General features: G+C 59.4%; 16 protein-coding genes. 4 read left to right on the forward strand and 12 right to left on the reverse strand.

Going from position 1 to position 19,779, the window contains the following annotated elements; translation table 11 throughout:
- Window positions 1-108 precede the first annotated feature (108 nt).
- From HK44_RS09595 to purL, 3 genes are all read right to left on the reverse strand, one after another.
- Window positions 109-498 (reverse strand): DUF6124 family protein, encoded by a 390-nt coding sequence (locus HK44_RS09595; RefSeq protein WP_019691374.1) that lies wholly within the window; start codon window positions 496-498, stop codon window positions 109-111.
- A gap of 813 nt (window positions 499-1,311) precedes the next feature.
- On the reverse strand, window positions 1,312-1,623 hold the full coding sequence (locus HK44_RS09600) for a YqfO family protein (protein WP_019692003.1): 312 nt from the start codon (window positions 1,621-1,623) through the stop codon (window positions 1,312-1,314).
- Window positions 1,624-1,628: 5 nt separating this feature from the next.
- The gene (purL, locus tag HK44_RS09605) at window positions 1,629-5,525 is read right to left on the reverse strand and encodes a phosphoribosylformylglycinamidine synthase (protein ID WP_019692002.1); all 3,897 of its coding nucleotides are present in this window, start codon (window positions 5,523-5,525) and stop codon (window positions 1,629-1,631) included.
- A 286-nt stretch (window positions 5,526-5,811) separates the two neighbouring features.
- Between purL and mltF the strand changes: the two genes are divergently transcribed.
- Window positions 5,812-7,272, forward strand: a complete 1,461-nt coding sequence (gene mltF / locus HK44_RS09610) for a membrane-bound lytic murein transglycosylase MltF (protein WP_019692001.1) — start codon at window positions 5,812-5,814, stop codon at window positions 7,270-7,272.
- Between the two features lie 120 nt (window positions 7,273-7,392).
- On the opposite strand, the gene pdxJ is transcribed toward mltF, so the two are convergent.
- From pdxJ to lptF, 8 genes are all read right to left on the reverse strand, one after another.
- The gene (pdxJ, locus tag HK44_RS09615; protein WP_019692000.1) at window positions 7,393-8,139 is read right to left on the reverse strand and encodes a pyridoxine 5'-phosphate synthase; all 747 of its coding nucleotides are present in this window, start codon (window positions 8,137-8,139) and stop codon (window positions 7,393-7,395) included.
- 51 nt (window positions 8,140-8,190) lie between these two features.
- Window positions 8,191-8,880 carry a DNA repair protein RecO gene (gene recO, locus HK44_RS09620; RefSeq protein WP_019691999.1) on the reverse strand — a complete coding sequence of 230 codons (690 nt, stop codon included), beginning with the start codon at window positions 8,878-8,880 and terminating at the stop codon, window positions 8,191-8,193.
- A 201-nt stretch (window positions 8,881-9,081) separates the two neighbouring features.
- Window positions 9,082-9,984 carry a GTPase Era gene (era, locus tag HK44_RS09625; RefSeq protein ID WP_019691998.1) on the reverse strand — a complete coding sequence of 301 codons (903 nt, stop codon included), beginning with the start codon at window positions 9,982-9,984 and terminating at the stop codon, window positions 9,082-9,084.
- Window positions 9,977-10,666, reverse strand: coding sequence for a ribonuclease III (gene rnc, locus HK44_RS09630; protein ID WP_019691997.1), 690 nt, complete (start codon window positions 10,664-10,666; stop codon window positions 9,977-9,979). Before rnc ends, era begins: the two co-directional genes overlap by 8 nt.
- A gap of 179 nt (window positions 10,667-10,845) precedes the next feature.
- Window positions 10,846-11,700 carry a signal peptidase I gene (gene lepB, locus HK44_RS09635; protein WP_019691996.1) on the reverse strand — a complete coding sequence of 285 codons (855 nt, stop codon included), beginning with the start codon at window positions 11,698-11,700 and terminating at the stop codon, window positions 10,846-10,848.
- Window positions 11,701-11,705: 5 nt separating this feature from the next.
- Complete coding sequence (lepA, locus tag HK44_RS09640; RefSeq protein ID WP_019691995.1) at window positions 11,706-13,505, reverse strand: translation elongation factor 4; 1,800 nt, start codon at window positions 13,503-13,505, stop codon at window positions 11,706-11,708.
- Between the two features lie 171 nt (window positions 13,506-13,676).
- Window positions 13,677-14,738, reverse strand: a complete 1,062-nt coding sequence (gene lptG / locus HK44_RS09645) for an LPS export ABC transporter permease LptG (RefSeq protein WP_019691994.1) — start codon at window positions 14,736-14,738, stop codon at window positions 13,677-13,679.
- Entirely contained in the window at window positions 14,731-15,849 is a 1,119-nt protein-coding gene (gene lptF, locus HK44_RS09650; protein WP_019691993.1) for an LPS export ABC transporter permease LptF, read from the reverse strand. Before lptF ends, lptG begins: the two co-directional genes overlap by 8 nt.
- Window positions 15,850-16,156: 307 nt before the next feature.
- On the opposite strand from lptF, the gene HK44_RS09655 reads away from it, so the two are divergent.
- From HK44_RS09655 to HK44_RS09665, 3 genes are read left to right on the forward strand one after another with little or no spacing between them, the layout of a single operon-like run.
- Window positions 16,157-17,647: a leucyl aminopeptidase gene (locus HK44_RS09655; protein WP_019691992.1), complete on the forward strand. Its 1,491-nt coding sequence runs from the start codon at window positions 16,157-16,159 to the stop codon at window positions 17,645-17,647.
- A 60-nt stretch (window positions 17,648-17,707) separates the two neighbouring features.
- Window positions 17,708-18,136 (forward strand): DNA polymerase III subunit chi, encoded by a 429-nt coding sequence (locus HK44_RS09660; RefSeq protein WP_019691991.1) that lies wholly within the window; start codon window positions 17,708-17,710, stop codon window positions 18,134-18,136.
- Window positions 18,137-18,143: 7 nt separating this feature from the next.
- Window positions 18,144-18,557, forward strand: a complete 414-nt coding sequence (locus HK44_RS09665; protein ID WP_019691990.1) for a hypothetical protein — start codon at window positions 18,144-18,146, stop codon at window positions 18,555-18,557.
- 415 nt (window positions 18,558-18,972) lie between these two features.
- On the opposite strand, the gene HK44_RS09670 is transcribed toward HK44_RS09665, so the two are convergent.
- A complete protein-coding gene (locus tag HK44_RS09670; protein ID WP_052014737.1) occupies window positions 18,973-19,740 on the reverse strand; it encodes a LuxR family transcriptional regulator in 768 nt (255 codons plus the stop codon).
- Between the last annotated feature and the right edge of the window lie 39 nt (window positions 19,741-19,779).

Genomic DNA, 19,779 nt, shown 5'->3' on the forward strand with positions numbered 1-19,779 from the left:
ACAAAGTACATCCGAACCTCGACGTTCCCCGCCCAACAAAAAAACCGCTGACCGTTTCCGGCTCAGCGGTTTTTTCGTTTTGTGGCGCATGAATGACCTGCTGCGCCGCTATTCCTTGACGTAAAACTGGTCCGACTCCGACGGGTTGTAGTCATCCAGCGCCTTGTCCACCAACAACAAAGCGCCATCGACCATCCGGCAAATCGCCAGCGCCACACTGCGGCGCGAACCCTCGATCTCGAATGCCAGGTCGGCGGCCATGACCTTGACCGACGCCAGATCTTCCGAGGCATTGGCCAACAGGCTTTCAAGGCCCACGTCGGGGGCAACGCTGAACAAGCGGTCTGAGCGCAGGTCGCTGAAGCGCAGTTTGGCGAGGGTGGGTTTCAGGTAGTGATCGAGGGCGCGGTGCGCGGCGTCGTGGAGTTTTTTTGAATCGAGGGATTCGTAGGGGGAGACGTCGTCGTGTTCGGGAGGGTTGGGAGTTTCTTTGATCATGGTGGAGCTCCTACGGTAGTGGGAGCCACGACTTGCCGGTCTCACTCAGCGAAGAGGTGGCAGCTGTGAACGGGGTGAGAATACCGGTCGTAGGCACCCAGCCAGACCTAAGTCTGCCCGCACACAGCCGCCATAATGCATGGCGCAGACGAAAAACGTCGGCGACGATTATGGTAGAGCTAGCGCTTTGCGCCTACTGAATTTCCTGGGTTCTCACACCCTGTCGCTGAATTGTCAGCGACGATCAAAGGCTAGAGGCCGTGCTTCCGAGGGGCAACCTTAAAGACTTGTCAGAGATTTCTGCGTTGCCCGTGATGCTGTCGTCGAATTCGACTCTACTCCTACAGGCATTACACAAGTGCCATTCCCACGCGCAGCATCCAACCACTCAGGCCGGCTGTCAGGCCGCCGTGCTGTTGCTTTTGATCTTGATCCACCCGCCCCTATCGGAAGGCCGAGTGGAGGTGTTCATCAGGGGGTGGGCGCGCAGCGCCGTACGGCGCAGCCGGACACATCGAGAGGAGGTCGTCGCGCAGCAGACCGTAGGCGATGCCCCCTGATGGACACCGGAGTGAGGGGACGCCGAGCCTAGGCGAGGTGCCGTACGCTTGGGGCGAGCGTTTTTTTGCTTACTTTTTTTAGGCGCTTGTAAAAAAAGTGAGTCGCCGTCAGGGCGAAACCCTAAGTGGCCGTTACCGCAGGAATGGATATGTACATCTGTCAGAGACAGGTCGGCTGTCAGGCCGCCTCGCCATAAAAAACCCGCAGAACCAATAACGGTTCTGCGGGTTTCTCAATTCAACGGCAGGAAGATCAGAAATCCTCCAACCGCCACACCTCGTAAGCCGGCGTCTCATAGGGATGACTCTGCTTCAGAGCCGCCACCACAGCACCAATCAACTCATCGCTGACCACCAGCTCAACCTTCCATTCCTCAACCTGCTCGACCAGCCCCGCCTGACCAATAAACGGCTGACTACCGTCCAAAGGCCGAAACTGACCCAAACCAAGCACCTGCCACGAACAGTGGTCATAAGCACCGATCCGCCCACCACCGGCAGCGAACACAGCACCCTTGACCACCTCAACATGGCTCTGAGGAACAAAAAAACTGAGCTTGTACACAGCGCTTAGTTCACCCACACACGAGCGTTACGGAACATACGCATCCACGGCGCGTCTTCGTTCCACTCTTCCGAGCGCCACGAGTTCTGCACGGCGCGGAACACCCGCTCCGGGTGCGGCATCATGATGGTCACGCGACCGTCGCGGCTGGTCAAACCGGTAATCCCGCGCGGCGAACCGTTCGGGTTGGCCGGGTAGCGTTCAGTGACCTTGCCGTGGTTGTCGACGAAACGCATCGCCACGCATCCCGACAGATCGGCTTGCAGCAACGCTTCTTCGCTGGCGAATTCGGCATGACCTTCACCGTGAGCGATGGCGATCGGCATACGCGAACCGGCCATGCCCTGCAGGAAGATCGAGTTCGATTCCTGAACCTGAACCATCGCCACACGCGCTTCGAACTGCTCGGAACGGTTGCGCACGAAGTGCGGCCAGAACTCGCTGCCCGGGATCAGCTCATGCAGGTTGGACATCATCTGGCAACCGTTGCACACGCCGAGGGTGAAGCTGTCGGTACGTTCGAAGAAGCCCTGGAACGCATCGCGAGCACGGCTGTTGAACAGCGCCGATTTCGCCCAGCCTTCACCGGCACCCAGTACGTCACCGTAGGAGAAGCCACCGCACGCCACCAGACCTTTGAACTCGTTCAGGTCGACACGGCCCGCCAGAATGTCGCTCATGTGCACGTCGATCGCGCTGAAACCGGCGCGGTCGAACGCTGCGGCCATTTCCACCTGACCATTGACGCCCTGCTCACGCAGTACGGCAACCTGTGGGCGAATGCCTTTCTTGATGTAAGGCGCGGCGACGTCCTGGTTCACGTCGTAGCTCAGCTTGGCGCTCAAGCCAGGGTTGTCTTCTTCCAGCAGCACGTCGAACTCTTGCTCGGCGCAGTCGGCGTTGTCACGCAAACGCTGGATCTGGTAGCTGGTTTCAGCCCACTGACGTTGCAGCAGACCACGCTGACCTTCGAACACGGTGTCGCCGTTGAAGGTGATGCTGATTTCGCTGTTGTTCATCGGCTGACCGATCACCGACACACAGTCGCCCAGGCCAGCCGCGCTGAACTGCGCAAGGATGTCCGGCGTGGAGTCCTGACGAACCTGGATCACCGCACCCAGTTCTTCGTTGAACAGGATCGCGGCGATGTCGGCCGAGGTTTCCGCCAGGCCGTCGAGGTTCAGGCTCAGGCCGCAGTGGCCGGCAAAGGCCATTTCCACCACGCTGGTCAGCAGACCACCGTCGGAACGGTCGTGGTAAGCCAGCAGGTGACCGTCGGCGTTGAGGCCCTGGATCACCGCGAAGAAGGCTTTCAGGTCTTCGGCGTCATCGACGTCCGGTGCCTGCTTGCCGAGCTTGCCGTGAACCTGCGCGAGGATCGAGGCGCCCATGCGGTTCTGGCCACGGCCCAGGTCGATCAGGATCAGGTCGGTGGTGCCCTTGTCCATGCGCAGTTGCGGGGTCAGGGTCTGACGGATGTCAGTCACTGGCGCGAAACCGGTCACGATCAGGGACATTGGCGAAGTCACGGTCTTGTCGACGCCTTCGTCATTCCAGCGCGTGGCCATGGACATCGAGTCCTTGCCCACCGGAATGGTAATGCCCAGTTCCGGGCACAGTTCCATGCCGACCGCTTTGACGGTGTCGTACAGACGCGCATCTTCGCCCGGGTGACCGGCAGCCGACATCCAGTTCGCCGACAGTTTGATGTCGGAGATCTTGCCGATGCGCGAGGCCGCGACGTTGGTCAGGGTTTCGCCGATGGCCATGCGGCCCGACGCCGGAGCATCCAGCAGGGCCAGCGGAGTGCGCTCGCCCATGGCCATGGCTTCACCGGTGTAAACGTCAAAGCTGGTAGCGGTGACGGCAACGTCAGCCACTGGAACCTGCCACGGGCCGACCATCTGATCACGGGCCACGAGGCCGGTGATGGTGCGGTCGCCAATGGTGATCAGGAAGCTCTTGCTGGCCACGGCCGGGTGATGCAGAACGCGCTCGACGCAGTCGGCAATGGCCAGCGTCGACGGATCGAAATCGTCGCCCAGTTCGGCTTCACGAACGGCCGAACGGTGCATGCGCGGGGCTTTACCCAGCAGCACTTCGAGCGGCATATCCACAGGGCTGTTGCCGAAGTGGCTGTCGGTCACGGTCAGTTGCGGCTCGGCAGTCGCTTCGCCGACAACGGCGAACGGGCAACGCTCACGTTCGCAGATCGCCTTGAAGCGTTCGAAGTCAGCCGGGCCGACCGCCAGAACGTAGCGTTCCTGGGATTCGTTACTCCAGATTTCGTGCGGGGCCATGCCCGGCTCGTCGTTTGGAATATTGCGCAGTTCGAAGCGGCCGCCACGGTCGCCATCGTTGACCAGTTCCGGGAAGGCGTTGGACAGGCCGCCCGCGCCGACGTCGTGGATGAAGCTGATAGGGTTGTGTTCACCCAACTGCCAGCAACGGTCGATGACTTCCTGGCAACGGCGTTCCATTTCCGGGTTTTCGCGCTGTACCGAAGCAAAATCCAGGTCGGCCGAGCTGGTGCCGGTGGCCATGGAGGAAGCTGCACCGCCACCCAGACCGATCAGCATCGCCGGGCCGCCGAGTACGATCAGCTTGGAGCCCACGAGGATTTCGCCTTTCTTGACGTGTTCCTCACGGATGTTGCCCATGCCGCCGGCCAACATGATTGGCTTGTGGTAACCGCGCACTTCATCGCCACGCGGGGTGGTGATGGATTGTTCGAAGGTTCGGAAGTAACCGGTCAGCGCCGGACGGCCGAATTCGTTGTTGAATGCAGCGCCGCCCAATGGGCCTTCGATCATGATGTCCAGCGCGGTGACAATGCGCTCGGGTTTGCCGTACGGCACTTCCCACGGCTGTTCGAAGCCCGGGATTTGCAGGTTGGATACGGTGAAACCGGTCAGGCCAGCCTTTGGCTTGGCGCCGCGACCGGTCGCGCCTTCGTCGCGGATCTCGCCACCGGAACCGGTGGATGCGCCCGGGAACGGGGCAATCGCGGTCGGGTGGTTGTGCGTCTCGACTTTCATCAGGATGTGCACCGGTTCCTGCACCGCGCCGTACTGGCGGGTCTCAGGGTCCGGGAAGAAACGACCGGCGACAGAGCCGACGATCACCGAAGCGTTGTCCTTGTATGCCGACAGAACGCCTTCGCTGTGCATCACGTAGGTGTTCTTGATCATGCCGAACAGGCTTTTTTCCTGGCTCTCGCCGTCGATGTCCCAACTGGCGTTGAAGATCTTGTGACGGCAGTGCTCGGAGTTCGCCTGGGCGAACATCATCAGTTCGATGTCGTGCGGGTTGCGCTTCAAGCCAATAAAGGCGTTGACCAGGTAGTCGATCTCGTCTTCCGCCAGGGCCAGGCCCAGCTCGACGTTAGCGGTTTCCAGTGCGGCGCGACCGCCACCCAGAACGTCGATTGCCGTCAGCGGCTTCGGTTCGGAGTGACTGAACAGGCCGGCAGCCTGCTCGAGGTTTTCCAGCACGATCTGGGTCATGCGGTCGTGCAGTGCATCAGCAATAAGCTGTGCTTGTGCGTCGGCGAACTCACCGGTCACGTAGAAAGCGATACCGCGCTCCAGGCGCTGGATTTTCGCCAGGCCACAGTTGCGGGCAATATCGCTGGCCTTGCTCGACCAGGGCGAGATGGTGCCGAAACGTGGCAACACCAGGAACAGACGGCCGGCCGGCTCTTGTACCGGAACACTAGGACCGTACTTCAGAAGGCGCGCTAGCACCTGCTGTTCGTCGCCGGTCAGGACGCCGGTGACTTCGGCGAAGTGAGCGAATTCAGCATACAAGCCACTGACAGCCGGAACCTTTTGGCTCAGTTGCTCAAGGAGTTTGCTGTGGCGAAAGGCAGAAAGGGCAGGAGCGCCGCGCAGGATCAACATCTTCGGGACAGCCTCGGAAGGGGGTGTGCTTTGAGGCCGTGCATTCTAGCCTAAACCGCCCGCGACAGCACCCGAAACGCTACACCCGGTATTGTCCGAACGTCGGCCTGGGGCTCAAATCCGGCAACCCATGCTCTTCAAGGTGCACGCCGGGGGTTATTTTGCTTGTCACATTCCGGCCTGAGCGCCTGTACTTGCGGGCTTGCGCCGGGTTTTGCACGCTCTAGCAGACAAGCCCTTTGCTGTCGAGATATGGCGGCCGTGGTCCTTTGCGTATACTGCGCAGATGTTTTCCCCAACGGCTTTGCGTCCGCGATTCGCCAAATGGCTCATCGCAACCGGACTCTTCCTGATGCTCAGTGGCTGTGTTGATAAACCCAACACACTGGAGCGCGTAAAGGAGGATGGCGTGCTGCGTGTGGTTACCCGCAACAGCCCCGCCACCTACTTTCAGGATCGCAACGGTGAAACCGGCTTCGAATACGAGCTGGTGAAGCGCTTCGCCGACGATCTGGGGGTGACACTCAAGATCGAAACCGCAGACAACCTCGACGACCTGTACGGTCAGTTAGGCAAACCTGGCGGCCCGGTGCTGGCTGCTGCCGGCCTGGTCAGCAGCGAGAAACGCAAGGCCCAGGTCAGGTTTTCCCACTCGTATCTGGAAGTCACCCCACAGATCATCTACCGCAACGGTCAATCGCGACCTACTAATGCGGCGGATCTGGTCGGCAAGACAATCATGGTGCTCAAGGGCAGCACCCACGCCGACCAACTGGCGGCGCTGAAAAAGAAATACCCCGGCATTCAATACGAAGAGTCCGACGCGGTTGAGGTCGTTGACCTGCTGCGCATGGTTGATGAAGGTCAGATCGATCTGACACTGGTCGACTCCAACGAAGTCGCGATGAACCAGGTCTACTTCACTAACGCGCGGGTCGCCTTCGACCTGGGCGACGCCAGCAACCAGAGTTGGGCGGTGGCCGCCGGTGATGACAACAGCCTGCTCAACGAGATCAACGACTTTCTCGACAAGGCGCAGAAGAACGGCATGCTGCAACGGCTGAAAGACCGCTATTACGGGCATGTCGATGTACTCGGCTACATGGGCGCCTACACCTTCGCCCAGCACTTGCAGCAACGGCTGCCCAAGTACGAAAAGCACTTCAAGGCCTCGGCCAAGGAAGAGAAAGTCGACTGGCGACTGCTCGCCGCAATCGGTTATCAGGAATCGCTGTGGCAACCGGCGGTCACCTCGAAAACCGGTGTTCGCGGCCTGATGATGCTGACCCAGAACACCGCACAGGCCATGGGCGTATCCAATCGCCTGGACGCCAGGCAAAGCATCATGGGCGGCGCGAAGTACCTGGCTTACATGAAGGATCAACTGGACGACTCGATCCAGGAGCCGGATCGCACATGGTTTGCGCTGGCGGCCTACAACGTCGGCAGCGGCCACCTGGATGACGCCCGCAAACTGGCGGCCAAGGAAGGGCTGAATCCGGACAAGTGGCTGGACGTGAAAAAGATCCTGCCGCGCCTGTCGCAGAAACAGTGGTACAGCAAAACCCGCTATGGCTACGCCCGGGGCGGTGAGCCGGTGCATTTTGTGGCGAACATCCGGCGCTACTACGACATCCTGACGTGGGTCACGCAGCCGCAGCTTGAGGGTGACCAGGTCGCCCAAGGCAACCTGCATGTGCCGGGCATCGACAAGACCAAACCGCCCGAAGAAAACCCACCGCTCTAGGCACCCCCCTCCTCCCGTAGGAGCAAGGCTTGCCCGCGATAGCATCACCGAGGTGATTCTGGCGGACCGCGGCGCCTGCATCGCGGGCAAGCCTTGCTCCTACGGGTATGGGGTTGAGCGTCAGGCTTTTGCAGCCGCGGCGAGGATCAGCGCTTTCATCTCCGATACAGCCGACTTGAACCCGACGAACAGTGCATGAGCCACCAGCGCGTGGCCGATGTTCAGTTCGTTGATGCCTTGGATCGCCGCGACCGCTTCGACGTTGTGGTAGTGCAGACCATGACCGGCGTTGACGATCAGGCCTTGCGTCAGGCCAAACGCCACGCCATCCGCCACACGCTTCAGCTCTTCAGCCACCGCAGTCGGCGTCTCGGCGTCCGCATAACGGCCGGTGTGCAATTCGATGGCCGGTGCGCCAACGCGCTTCGAGGCTTCGATCTGACGCTCGTCGGCGTCGATGAACAGCGACACTTCGCAGCCGATTTTCGCCAGACGATCCACCGCCGCCTTGATCCGCGCTTCCTGCCCCGCCACATCCAGACCGCCTTCGGTGGTCAGTTCCTGACGGGTTTCCGGGACCAGGCAAATGTGCGCCGGACGAATGCGTTCGGCGAATGCCATCATTTCCTCGGTGACGCCCATCTCGAAGTTCATGCGAGTTTGCAGCACGTCCTTGAGCAACAGCACGTCGCGCTCTTGAATGTGCCGGCGGTCTTCACGCAGATGCACGGTGATGCCGTCAGCGCCCGCCTCTTCCGCGTCCAGCGCTGCTTTCACAGGGTCAGGGTAACGCGTACCCCGGGCCTGACGCAGGGTGGCAACGTGGTCGATGTTCACGCCAAGAAGAATGCGATTGCTGGTGGTCACGGAAGCGCTCCAGAAGAAGAGAAAGTTCGGTGCACAGCATACACGTCAGGCTTATGGCTTTCGAAACAACTCGCGACTCACCAGCGGGCGACCGCCCAGGTGAACGGCCAACGCCTGACGCATCAAGCGTTTGGCGGCGGACAAGGCACCCGGCGCGCTCCAGTCAGCGTCGGCCATGGCCAACAGTTCGGTACCGTTGAACAGACCGGGCTGCAACAAGTAGACCCGCTCCAGACCCGCATCGACCTGCAAGCGATACAGGCCATCAGGCGCGACAGGTTCGCCATGGATATCCGCGTTCAGTGCAAAGCCGTAACCCAGGTCATCGAGCAGTCGCCATTCGAACGAGCGCAACAAGGGCTCCAGCGGACGCCCTTCGGCAAGGGCCAGCAAGGTCGCGGCGTAATGATCGAATACCGCAGGATGGGGGTCTTCGGACGGCAGCAGGCGGATCAGCAGTTCATTGAGGTAAAGGCCGCTGAACAGCGCCTCACCATTGAGCCAGGTGGAGACGCCGGCGCTTTCCATGCGTCCGACGTTCTTCAGTTCGCCCCGACCACGGAACTCGACTTCCAGCGGCACGAATGGCCGTGCCAGCGTTCCGGCCTTACCCCGCGCACTGCGCAACACCGCCCGCAGCCGACCTTGCGGCGTGAGGAAATCCACCAACGCGCTGTTTTCGCGGTAGGCGCGGCTATGGAGCACGTAGGCGGGTTGGCCGGTTGGCGCGGTGGTCGACATCAGAGTCCAAATCTCAGAGGAGATCAACTGTGGCGAGGGAGCTTGCTCCCGCTGGGCTGCGAAGCAGCCCCGACATCAAGCAGCCGCGGAGAGTCAGGCACACCGGGGAAAATGGTTTTGGGGCCGCTTTGCGACCCAGCGGGAGCAAGCTCCCTCGCCACAAAGGCCAGCACAAGGCCTTGAACCTTGTGCCGATCCTGATTACAGGTCGCCGTAACCCAGCGAACGCAGGGCGCGTTCGTCGTCGGACCAGCCACCTTTCACTTTGACCCAAAGGTTGAGCATGATCTTGGAGTCGAACAGCAGCTCCATGTCCTTGCGCGCTTCGGTGCCGATGCGCTTGATCCGCTCGCCCTTGTCGCCAATGATGATTTTCTTCTGACCGTCACGTTCGACGAGGATCAACGCATGGATGTGCAGGGTTTTCCCCTGCTGCTTGAATTCTTCGATTTCCACGGTGATCTGGTACGGCAGCTCAGCGCCCATCTGGCGCATGATTTTCTCGCGTACCAGTTCGGCGGCGAGGAAGCGGCTGCTGCGGTCGGTGATCTGGTCTTCCGGGAAGAAGTGATCGTTTTCCGGCAGGTGATCGGCGATCACCCGCTCCAGCGCGTCGAGGTTATGCCCGTGCTGAGCTGAAATCGGAATGATCTGCGCGTTCGGCAACTGCTCCTGCAACCAGCTCAGGTGCGGCATCAGTTCGGCTTTGTCTTCGATGCGATCGGTCTTGTTCAGCGCCACGATCAACGGCCCCGTCACGTACTGAACGCGCTCGAGCACCATCTGGTCTTCTTCGGTCCACTTGGTGCGGTCAACCACGAAGATCACCACGTCAACGTCTTTCAACGCGGCCGAAGCGGTCTTGTTCATGTAGCGGTTGAGGGCTTTCTCGCCACCTTTGTGCATGCCGGGGGTGTCGACGTAGATCGCCTGCACGGCGCCTTCGGTCTTGATCCCGAGCATGTTGTGACGGGTGGTTTGCGGCTTGCGCGAGGTGATTGCCAGCTTCTGACCCAGAATGTGGTTCAGCAGCGTGGATTTGCCCACGTTCGGACGGCCAACGATGGCGACATAGCCACAGCGAGTTGCAGTTGAATCAGTCATGGCCATTCTCCACGCCCAGGGCAATCAGTGCTGCAGCGGCCGCTACCTGTTCGGCAATACGACGACTCACACCCTGACCTCGGCTTTTTTCGTTCAGTAAGGTGATTTCGCATTCGACGAAGAACGTCCGGCAATGCGGCTCACCCTGGATATCCACCACTTCGTAACGCGGCAGTTCACAGGCACGCGACTGCAAGAACTCTTGCAGGCGGGTCTTTGGATCTTTGTTGGTATCGACCAGCGTCAGGCTGTCGAACTCGGACGTCAGCCAGGCCAGCACGCGTTCGCGCGCCATGTCCATGCCGGCATCCAGATAGATCGCACCGATCAGCGCTTCGAGGGCATCGGCGAGGATCGATTCACGGCGGAAACCGCCACTCTTCAACTCACCGGACCCCAGGCGCAGGTACTCGCCCAGGTCGAAACCACGCGCCAACACCGCCAGCGTTTCACCCTTGACCAGGCGTGCGCGCAAACGCGACAGCTGGCCTTCGCGAGCCAGCGGAAAGCGGTCAAACAGCGCCTCACCAGCAACGAAGTTGAGGATGGCATCACCGAGGAATTCCAGGCGTTCGTTGTTACGCCCGGCAAAGCTGCGATGCGTCAGGGCCAGAACCATCAGTTCCTGGTCCTTGAAGGTATAACCGAGCTGACGCTCGAGACGGCTTAAAGAGACGCTCACGGTTTACCCACGCTGAGTTCGTGGTCGGCATCCATCACAGCAACGCTGCTAGGCTCTTGGACAATTAACGCTGTGTTCAAAAATTACATCCTGAATATCGTTGGCTTCATGCATCTGCGGCAACCTTCTGCAGGCTCCAGAAATGCATTCGGCGCTGTGTTCAACAGCGCCGTGGGTGATTACTTGATCAGGCCAACCCGCGAGAAATTCGGCAGGTGACTGAGTTTGGGTTCCGGCCAGCTCATCCAGACTGCGAAGGCCTTGCCGACGATATTCTTGTCGGGAACCATGCCCAGCAGATCCTTGGGAATACTTGGATCATCCCAGTAGCGACTGTCGTTGGAGTTGTCGCGGTTGTCGCCCATCATGAAGTAGTGCCCGGCAGGCACGGTCCATTGATGGTCCGGGGTTGCACGGTAGCGGCTCATTTCCTTGCGGATCAGGTGCTCGGCGGCGCCGAGTTTTTCCTTGTAGAGCTCGGCACTGCCCAACGTACCCGGCTCGGAGCCGACCAACTGCTCTGCAATCGACTCACCGTTGACGAACAGACGCTTGTCGGCGGTGTAACGAATCTGATCACCCGGCAGGCCCACTACACGCTTGATGTAGTTGACGTTCGGGTCGCTTGGGTAGCGGAACACCATCACATCGCCGCGCTGCGGATCACCGACCTGGATGACTTTCGTATCGAGCACCGGCAAGCGGATCCCGTAAGAAAACTTGTTCACCAGAATGAAGTCGCCAACGTCCAGGGTCGGCTTCATCGAACCAGACGGAATCTGGAACGGCTCCACCAGGAACGAACGCAAGACCAGCACGATGAACAGCACCGGAAAGAACGATTTGCCGTATTCGACCAGCATCGGTTCTTTGTTCAGTCTCTCGACCACCATCATGTCCGGCTCGCCGACGCTGCCCTGATAAGAGCTGATGGCGGCACGCCGACGCGGCGCCAGAAAGATCAGATCGAGCAACGCCAACAGACCGCAAACTAAAACGGCGATGACCAGCAACAGCGGGAAATTTAGTGACATAGGACCTAACTATCCAACCTGAGCACAGCGAGGAAGGCTTCTTGTGGAATTTCCACGTTGCCGACCTGCTTCATGCGTTTTTTACCGGCCTTCTGCTTTTCCAACAGCTTGCGCTTACGGCTAACGTCACCACCGTAGCATTTGGCCAATACGTTCTTTCTGAGTGCCTTGACGGTTGTCCGCGCCACAATCTGCCCGCCAATGGCGGCCTGGATTGCCACGTCGAACATCTGCCGCGGAATCAGTTCTTTCATCTTCTCGGTCAACGCACGACCTTTGTAGTGCGCGTTGTCACGGTGCACGATCAACGCCAGGGCGTCGACTTTTTCACTGTTGATCAATACATCCAGCTTCACCAGATTAGCTGATTGATAACGATCGAAATGGTAATCCAGCGAAGCATAGCCGCGACTGGTGGATTTCAGACGATCGAAGAAGTCCAGGACCACTTCGTTCATCGGCAAATCGTAGGTCACCTGGACCTGGCTACCGAGGAACAGCATATCGTGTTGAATGCCACGCTTCTCGATACACAGGGTAATGACGTTACCCAGGTGCTCCTGCGGCACAAGAATATTTGCCCGAACGATTGGCTCGCGCATGTCTTCAATAGACGACAGGTCCGGTAGCTTGGACGGGTTGTCGACGTAAATCGTTTCACCGGTTTTCAGCAACAGCTCGAAAATAACCGTCGGCGCCGTGGTAATCAGGTCCAGGTCGTACTCGCGCTCCAGGCGCTCCTGGATGATCTCCATGTGCAGCATGCCGAGGAACCCGCAACGGAAGCCGAAGCCCAGGGCGTCCGAGCTTTCCGGGGTGTATTGCAGCGACGAGTCGTTCAGGGTGAGCTTTTGCAGCGCTTCGCGGAAGTCTTCGAAGTCGTCGGAGCTGACCGGGAACAGACCGGCATACACCTGCGGCTGAATGCGTTTGAAACCTGGCAGCACGTCGACGTCCGGCGTCGAGCTCAAGGTCAGGGTGTCGCCTACCGGCGCGCCATGAATGTCCTTGATGCCGGCGATGATGAAACCTACTTCACCGGCTTTCAGATCAACGGTAGCGGTGTGCTTCGGATTGAACACACCGACGCTGTCGACCAGGTGGATCTTGCCGGTGGACTTCACCAGAATCTTGTCGCCCTTTTTCACGCGGCCGTGGCGTACGCGAACCAGGGAAACAACGCCCAGATAATTGTCGAACCAGGAGTCGATGATCAACGCCTGCAGCGGATCCTCGATATTGCCGGTCGGCGCAGGAATGGTGTGTACCAGACGTTCGAGCACTTCATCGACGCCCAGACCGGTCTTGGCACTGCACTCGACCGCATCGGTGGCATCGATGCCGATGATTTTTTCGATTTCTTCTTTTACGCGGTCCGGATCGGCCTGTGGCAGGTCGATCTTGTTCAGGACCGGCATCACTTCCAGGCCCTGCTCGATCGCCGTGTAGCAGTTGGCAACCGATTGCGCCTCGACACCCTGACCGGCATCGACCACCAGCAAGGCACCTTCACAGGCCGCCAGCGACCGGCTGACTTCATAGGTGAAGTCAACGTGGCCGGGGGTGTCAATGAAGTTCAACTGGTACTTGATACCGTCACGGGCAGTGTAATAGAGGGTAACGCTGTGAGCCTTGATGGTGATCCCGCGTTCACGCTCAAGGTCCATGGAGTCCAGTACCTGGGCTTCCATTTCGCGCTCGGCCAGGCCGCCGCACATCTGGATGAAGCGATCGGCCAGAGTCGACTTGCCATGGTCAATGTGGGCGATGATGGAGAAATTGCGGATATGACTCAAATCACTCACGGATCAACACTCAAAAAGGCTGCAGGCATAGCCCGCCGAAAAATAGCCGGGAATTGTACCTGATACACGACGCAAGCGTCACGTTCACAGGTCAACGGTATTGGATACAAAAACGCCCCGCTCTTGCGAGCGGGGCGTTTGAATGTTGGTCGGGGCAGAAAATACCTGCGATCAACCGGCTCGGCGCAGCAACCAGATACCGGCCACCGCACAGATACTGGCCGGAACCAGCACCGCGAACAACGGCGAGAAGCCGAAGACCAGGCTTGAAGGCCCGAGCAAATCCTGGGCGATACGGAAGGTAAAGCCGACCAGCACACCGGTGAATACGCGCTGCCCCAGGGTCACCGAGCGCAGCGGACCGAAAATAAAGGAAATTGCCATCAATACCAGGGCAACTGTGACCAGCGGCTGCAACACCTTGACCCAAAACGCCAGCCAGTAACGGCCATTGTTCAGGCCCTGATCCGCCAGATAGTGGATGTAACCCCACAAACCGCTGATCGACAATGATTCCGGCACCATGATCACCGTGTTCAGCAGTTGCGGGCTCAACGGTACTTCCCAGCGCTCTTGCGGGGCAGTGACCACTTCGGTACTGCCGTCATGGAACACCGTGGTGGTGATGTCATTCAACTGCCAATGGTCTGTTTCGAACTCTGCACGCTTGGCAAAGCTCGAGATCAGCATGTGACGCTGGTTGTCGAAACGATAGCGGGTCACCCCATACAGAATGCCGTCCGGCTGCACTGAGTTGATGTGAATGAACTCATCACCCTGACGGTGCCACATACCGTGTTTGGCGCTCTGCGCATCACCGCTGCCCTGGGCCAGGGAGCGATTGGCCTGGGCCACGTTTTCCGCAACGGGCGCAATGTACTCACCGACCAGCACGCCTGCCAGCATCAACACCAGCATCGGCTTCATCACCGCCCAGACGATCCGGCCGATGGACACGCCAGCGGCGCGCATGATGGTCAATTCACTGCTGCTGGCCAGACTGCCCAGGCCGATCAGGCAGCCGATCAGCGCCGCCATCGGCAGCATGTCATAAACCCGACGCGGCGCTGTCAGCGCGACGTAGCTCAATACGTCGGTGAGGGTGTAGGTATCTGTGACATCACTCATCTCGTCGATGAAGGCAAACAAGGTCGCCAGGCCCAGAATGATCCCCAGTACCGCCAGGATCGCCATGAAAACACTGCCACCGATGTAGCGATCGAGCTTAACCACGGGTCACCTCCAGCGCACTGCGGCGACTCGCCATTTTCAAGCGCAACGGCTCCCAGTAGAGCAGTCCCAGGCCAATGGCCAGGAATATTGCGTGAACCCACCACAGGCCCAGTGCCGGGGGGATCTTGCCTTTTTCCAGAGCACCGCGTGCGGCGATCAGGATCGTCAGATAAGCCATATATAGAAGAACCGCCGGCATTAACTTGAGGAATCGTCCCTGACGCGGATTGACCCGCGACAGCGGCACCGCCATCAACGTCACGATAAACACCAGCAACGGCAGCGACACACGCCACTCAAGCTCGGCGCGTGCACTAATATCCGGATTATTCAGCAGGGTACGGGTCGGCATCGCATCGCGATCGGTCACCTCGTCGCTGACATCCGGTTTAGGCAGCAGCACGCCATAGGTGTCGTACTTGATGGCCCGGTAGTCGGCCAGCCCCGGCTGACCGTCGTAACGGTAGCCATTGTCGAGAATCAGGTAGCGGTTGCCGTCTTCCTTGATTTCCTGACGGCCCTTTTCGGCCACCAGTACGGAAATGCCGCGATCCTTCTGATCGGCGGAAAGACGCTTCTCCGAGATGAAGACGCCGCCCAGATTGATCCGGTCATCGGACATCTGCTCGGTGTACGTCACCCGCGAACCATCGCGCAACGCCTGAAAACGGCCCGGCACCAGCGTGTCGAACTCGGTCATGGCGTCCTGCTTGTTCAGCAGCAACTGGAACTGATTGGCGCCTTGCGGTGCCAGGCTCAGGCTCAGCCAGGCCACGATCACGGCCACCAGCGCAGCCGGAAACAGGGTCATGCCCAGCAGACGCTGCTGGCTCATACCGGTCGCGGAGAGCACGGTCATTTCGCTTTCAAGGTACAGGCGACCGTAGGCCAGCAGGATCCCGAGAAACAGCCCTAACGGCAGAATAAGTTGCAGGAAACCCGGCAGACGAAAGCCCATGATCAGGAACAGCGAGCCAGGGTCCAGGACGCCCGAGGCGGCCTGGGCCAGGAACTTGATGAAGCGCCCACTCATGATGATGACCAACAGCACAGCGCTGACGGCGCTCAAGGTCAACAGGACTTCGCGGGAAAGATAACGGAAGACGATCAAACCAGACACTCCAGGGCTGTCAGGCTAAGGCGGCCAAACAAGCAAACATATCGGGCGGCCCGCAGGGCTGAGCCGCCGAAAAAGATGGCGCATTATCCTGTGATTGAACGCGCCTGTCACTGCGCACGCTCAAGCAGCCGCGCAATGGCGCAAAGATCACCCGCGCGAGGGTTGTCAGGCGCACGGAGCGAGGTTCAAACTGCGGCCTTTGTCGCTGGCCTGCACCAGCGTCTTTCTATAGAGAGGCAAACGTGTGCGCGCACTGCGTAACACGCTGCACTTTGACCATTTATTCAGGGACCCGGACATGGAACTGGTTGTAAAAAGCGCTAGCCCAGAAACGTTGAAAACCGCCACTCTGGTGGTCGCCGTCGGCGAAGACCGCAAACTCGGCACTGTCGCCAAACAGCTCGACGAGCTCTGCGGCGGCGCGATCAGCGCAGTGCTCAAGCGTGGCGACCTGGCCGGCAAAGTGGGTCAGAGCCTGTTGCTGCACAGCCTGCCGAACCTCAAAGCCGAACGCGTGTTGCTGGTTGGCGTGGGTAAAGACGCCGAACTGGGCGACCGTCCGTTCCGCAAAATCATCGCTGGCGTACTGAACACCCTCAAGGGTCTGGGCGGCAGCGATGCCGCACTGGCGCTGGACGAAGTCGTGGTCAAAGGGCGTGACAGCTACGGCAAGACCCGTCTGCTGGCCGAGACCCTGGTCGACGGCGAATACACCTTCGAGCAGTTCAAGAGCCAGAAGTCCGATCCGCGCGCCCTGAAGAAAATCACCCTGCTGACTATCAAGGCCGCACAGGCTGAAGTCGAACGCGCCGTGACTCACGCCACTGCGATTGCCAACGGCATGTCCTTCACCCGCGATCTGGGCAACCTGCCGCCGAACATCTGCCACCCAAGCTTTCTCGCCGAACAGGCCAAGAACCTGGGCAAGGCCAACAAGGGACTGAAGGTCGAGATTCTTGATGAGAAGAAAATCAAGGAACTGGGCATGGGCGCGTTCTACGCCGTGGGCCAGGGCAGCGATCAACCACCGCGCCTGATCGTCATGCAATACCACGGCGGCAAGAAATCCGAGAAGCCTTATGTGCTGGTCGGCAAGGGCATCACCTTCGACACCGGCGGCATCAGCCTCAAGCCAGGCGCCGGCATGGATGAAATGAAGTACGACATGGGCGGCTCGGCCAGCGTTTTCGGCACCCTGCACGCAGTGCTCGAGTTGAAACTGCCGATCAACCTGGTGTGCATCCTGGCCTGTGCCGAGAACATGCCAAGCGGCGGTGCGACCCGTCCGGGCGATATCGTCACCACCATGAGCGGCCAAACCGTGGAGATCCTCAACACCGACGCCGAAGGCCGTCTGGTGCTGTGCGACGCCCTGACCTACGCCGAACGCTTCAAGCCACAGGCAGTGATCGACATCGCGACCCTGACCGGCGCCTGCGTCGTCGCCCTCGGCGCCCATACTTCGGGACTGCTGGGCAACGACGACGAACTGATCGGCCAACTGCTGAGCGCAGGCCAACAGGCTGACGACCGCGCCTGGCAACTGCCGCTGTTCGATGAGTACCAGGAACAGCTGGACAGCCCGTTCGCCGACATCGCCAACATTGGTGGCCCGAAAGCCGGCACCATCACCGCGGCCTGCTTCCTGTCGCGCTTCACCAAGAACCTGAAGTGGGCGCACCTGGACATCGCCGGCACGGCCTGGACCAGCGGCGGCAAGGACAAGGGCGCCACTGGCCGTCCGGTTCCATTGTTGACCCAATACCTGCTGGACCGCGCCAAAGCCTGAAACTGAAGATCCTGAACGGCGTCATCCGCGGATGACGCCGCGCAGGCATCAGGAACCGCAATGACCAAAGTCGACTTCTATATCCTGCCCAGCGCCGATCCCTCCGCGCGGCTGGATTTTGCCTGCAAGCTCACCGAAAAAGCCTGGCGCATGGGCCACCGCATCTACCTGCATTGCAGCGATGCCGCCCAGCGTGACGATCTCGATGCACGCCTATGGGCGTTCAAAGGCGAAAGCTTCGTGCCTCACGGCCCCGCCGAAAGCGAACCGGACGGTTTGGTAATACTCGGCCTGGGAGACGATCCAGGACAACACCAGGACTTGCTGGTCAATCTCGACCTCAAAGTCCCGTCTTTTGCCCAGCGCTTTGCCCGTGTGGCCGAAGTGGTGGTTGAAGACCCGACTATTCGTCAGGCCGCGCGGGAGAGTTTCCGTTTCTACCGCGAACAGGGCTATCCTCTGCAAGATCACCGTTTACAGCGACTCTGAGCATACGATGGACACGTCAAACCCGCTGCAAAAGTCCGCACACCTGCTGGACGACCTCGAGTCGATCCGCCAGTTGCTCGGCGACGACAACCTGCAACCACCGCTGCTGACCGACACCGTCGAGCAAGGCCGCGATGAAGGCCAGATTCCGATGTTGTTCGATAAGGTCGGCGGCAAACCGCAGGCTGAATTCATCGAACCACCTGCTCCAACACCCGCGCCCGCGCCTGTCGCAGCTCCGGCTCCGGCATCATCTGTCCAGCAAGGCGCCGATGTCATGCTGCACCTGAACGACGAACTGCGCGCTGCCGCGCAAATGATCATGCAAGACGTGATCGACGACTTCGCCCCGCACATCGAAACCGAAATCAAACGCCGCCTGGATGCGCGGATGGAGCGGATGTTGAGTCAGTACGAGTAACACCAATCCCCTGTGGGAGCGAGCCTTTGTGGCGAGGGGGTTTACCCCCCCGCTGGGTCGCAAGGCGGCCCCAGTATTTCATTCGCAATGTGCATTTACAGGACTGATAAGAACAAGTTGAGTAGTGCGTACGTCCAAGGTACAGCCTGCTACGGTATGGACATCGAATCAGTTTGCCGGAGGTCATACTGGCAACGCTTGAACGCATCCGGTACGTGCCACATTATGTTGAGACCATAGCGGGCAAACCCAAATACGAATCCAGTAGCAGCCGACCTGCTATCGAAGGCGTGCCGCAAATCTTCTGGGCTGACTGCAAGCCTTGGAGGGAGGCCCGTAGAACGCATAAGCATCGGCAATACCTCACTGAAGACCGTTGGCGATTTGAAATGAACAACCACTTCATGATCGTTTGCTACAGTGAAATCAATCCCTGTGCCAACGCCACGCCTACCGCTTGCCGACGGCTGAAAGAGCCCAGTTTTCGACTCGCATTGGCGATATGAAAATTGATGGTGCGTTCAGAGCAGCCCAGGATGCAGCTCATCTCCCAAGTCGTTTTACCCACCCCGGACCATTTCAGCACTTCAGACTCTCGCAGGGTCAGGCTGCAGAATTGCTCGCCTGGTTCTTTCAAGTGTTTCTGTGAGCCTTCCAAAAGGAACGGAATCAGCATGAATAGCTTCCCCAGGGGGGCATTCAGGCCATCGTCGAACTCATCATTAGAATTCATGCATTGAGCGACATTGAGTGACCCGGCCATTTCGTTACACCGCAGAGGAATGCTAACCCCTTGTAAAAGGCCATACCCCTCGCGTGCCTTCCAGAATTCATTGGACCTGCCTCGCGCCTGCCTCCGTGCGGTCCCCCAAAAGAGCGGCACAAAGTGGTGACGGCAATGCCTGATTATCGGGTCCACCTGAATAAAGCTCTCCTCCTTGTATCGTCTGAGCCAATCAGAAGGGTAAGTCGTCATGATCCTATTGGAGGGGGCATTCGTTGTAGAGGAACCCATGCTCAGTAAGTAACTGTCATAGCCGATTCGACGCAGTACCTTTCGTAAATGGCTTTCCCAGTCACGCCGATGCAAATCCTTGGCCAGAACGGAGAAGTCGTCCAATACCTCTTCGAAGTTAATCCTCAGGAGCACTTCTTTTTTTCTATATCTATATAAGTCATCCACGATGAATCCCTGCCACTCATAGAAGCTTTTTTTTCGATA

This window comes from Pseudomonas fluorescens HK44 (assembly GCF_000217955.3).
In the GTDB taxonomy this organism is placed as follows: domain Bacteria; phylum Pseudomonadota; class Gammaproteobacteria; order Pseudomonadales; family Pseudomonadaceae; genus Aquipseudomonas; species Aquipseudomonas fluorescens_AQ.

Excerpts from the sequence above, each read along its gene's own strand:
- HK44_RS09595 (WP_019691374.1), bottom strand. The coding sequence starts at position 498 with ATGATCAAAGAAACTCCCAACCCTCCCGAACACGACGACGTCTCCCCC.
- purL (WP_019692002.1), bottom strand. The coding sequence starts at position 5,525 with ATGTTGATCCTGCGCGGCGCTCCTGCCCTTTCTGCCTTTCGCCACAGC.
- mltF (WP_019692001.1), top strand. The coding sequence starts at position 5,812 with ATGTTTTCCCCAACGGCTTTGCGTCCGCGATTCGCCAAATGGCTCATC.
- recO (WP_019691999.1), bottom strand. The coding sequence starts at position 8,880 with ATGTCGACCACCGCGCCAACCGGCCAACCCGCCTACGTGCTCCATAGC.
- era (WP_019691998.1), bottom strand. The coding sequence starts at position 9,984 with ATGACTGATTCAACTGCAACTCGCTGTGGCTATGTCGCCATCGTTGGC.
- lepB (WP_019691996.1), bottom strand. The coding sequence starts at position 11,700 with ATGTCACTAAATTTCCCGCTGTTGCTGGTCATCGCCGTTTTAGTTTGC.
- HK44_RS09655 (WP_019691992.1), top strand. The coding sequence starts at position 16,157 with ATGGAACTGGTTGTAAAAAGCGCTAGCCCAGAAACGTTGAAAACCGCC.
- HK44_RS09660 (WP_019691991.1), top strand. The coding sequence starts at position 17,708 with ATGACCAAAGTCGACTTCTATATCCTGCCCAGCGCCGATCCCTCCGCG.
- HK44_RS09665 (WP_019691990.1), top strand. The coding sequence starts at position 18,144 with ATGGACACGTCAAACCCGCTGCAAAAGTCCGCACACCTGCTGGACGAC.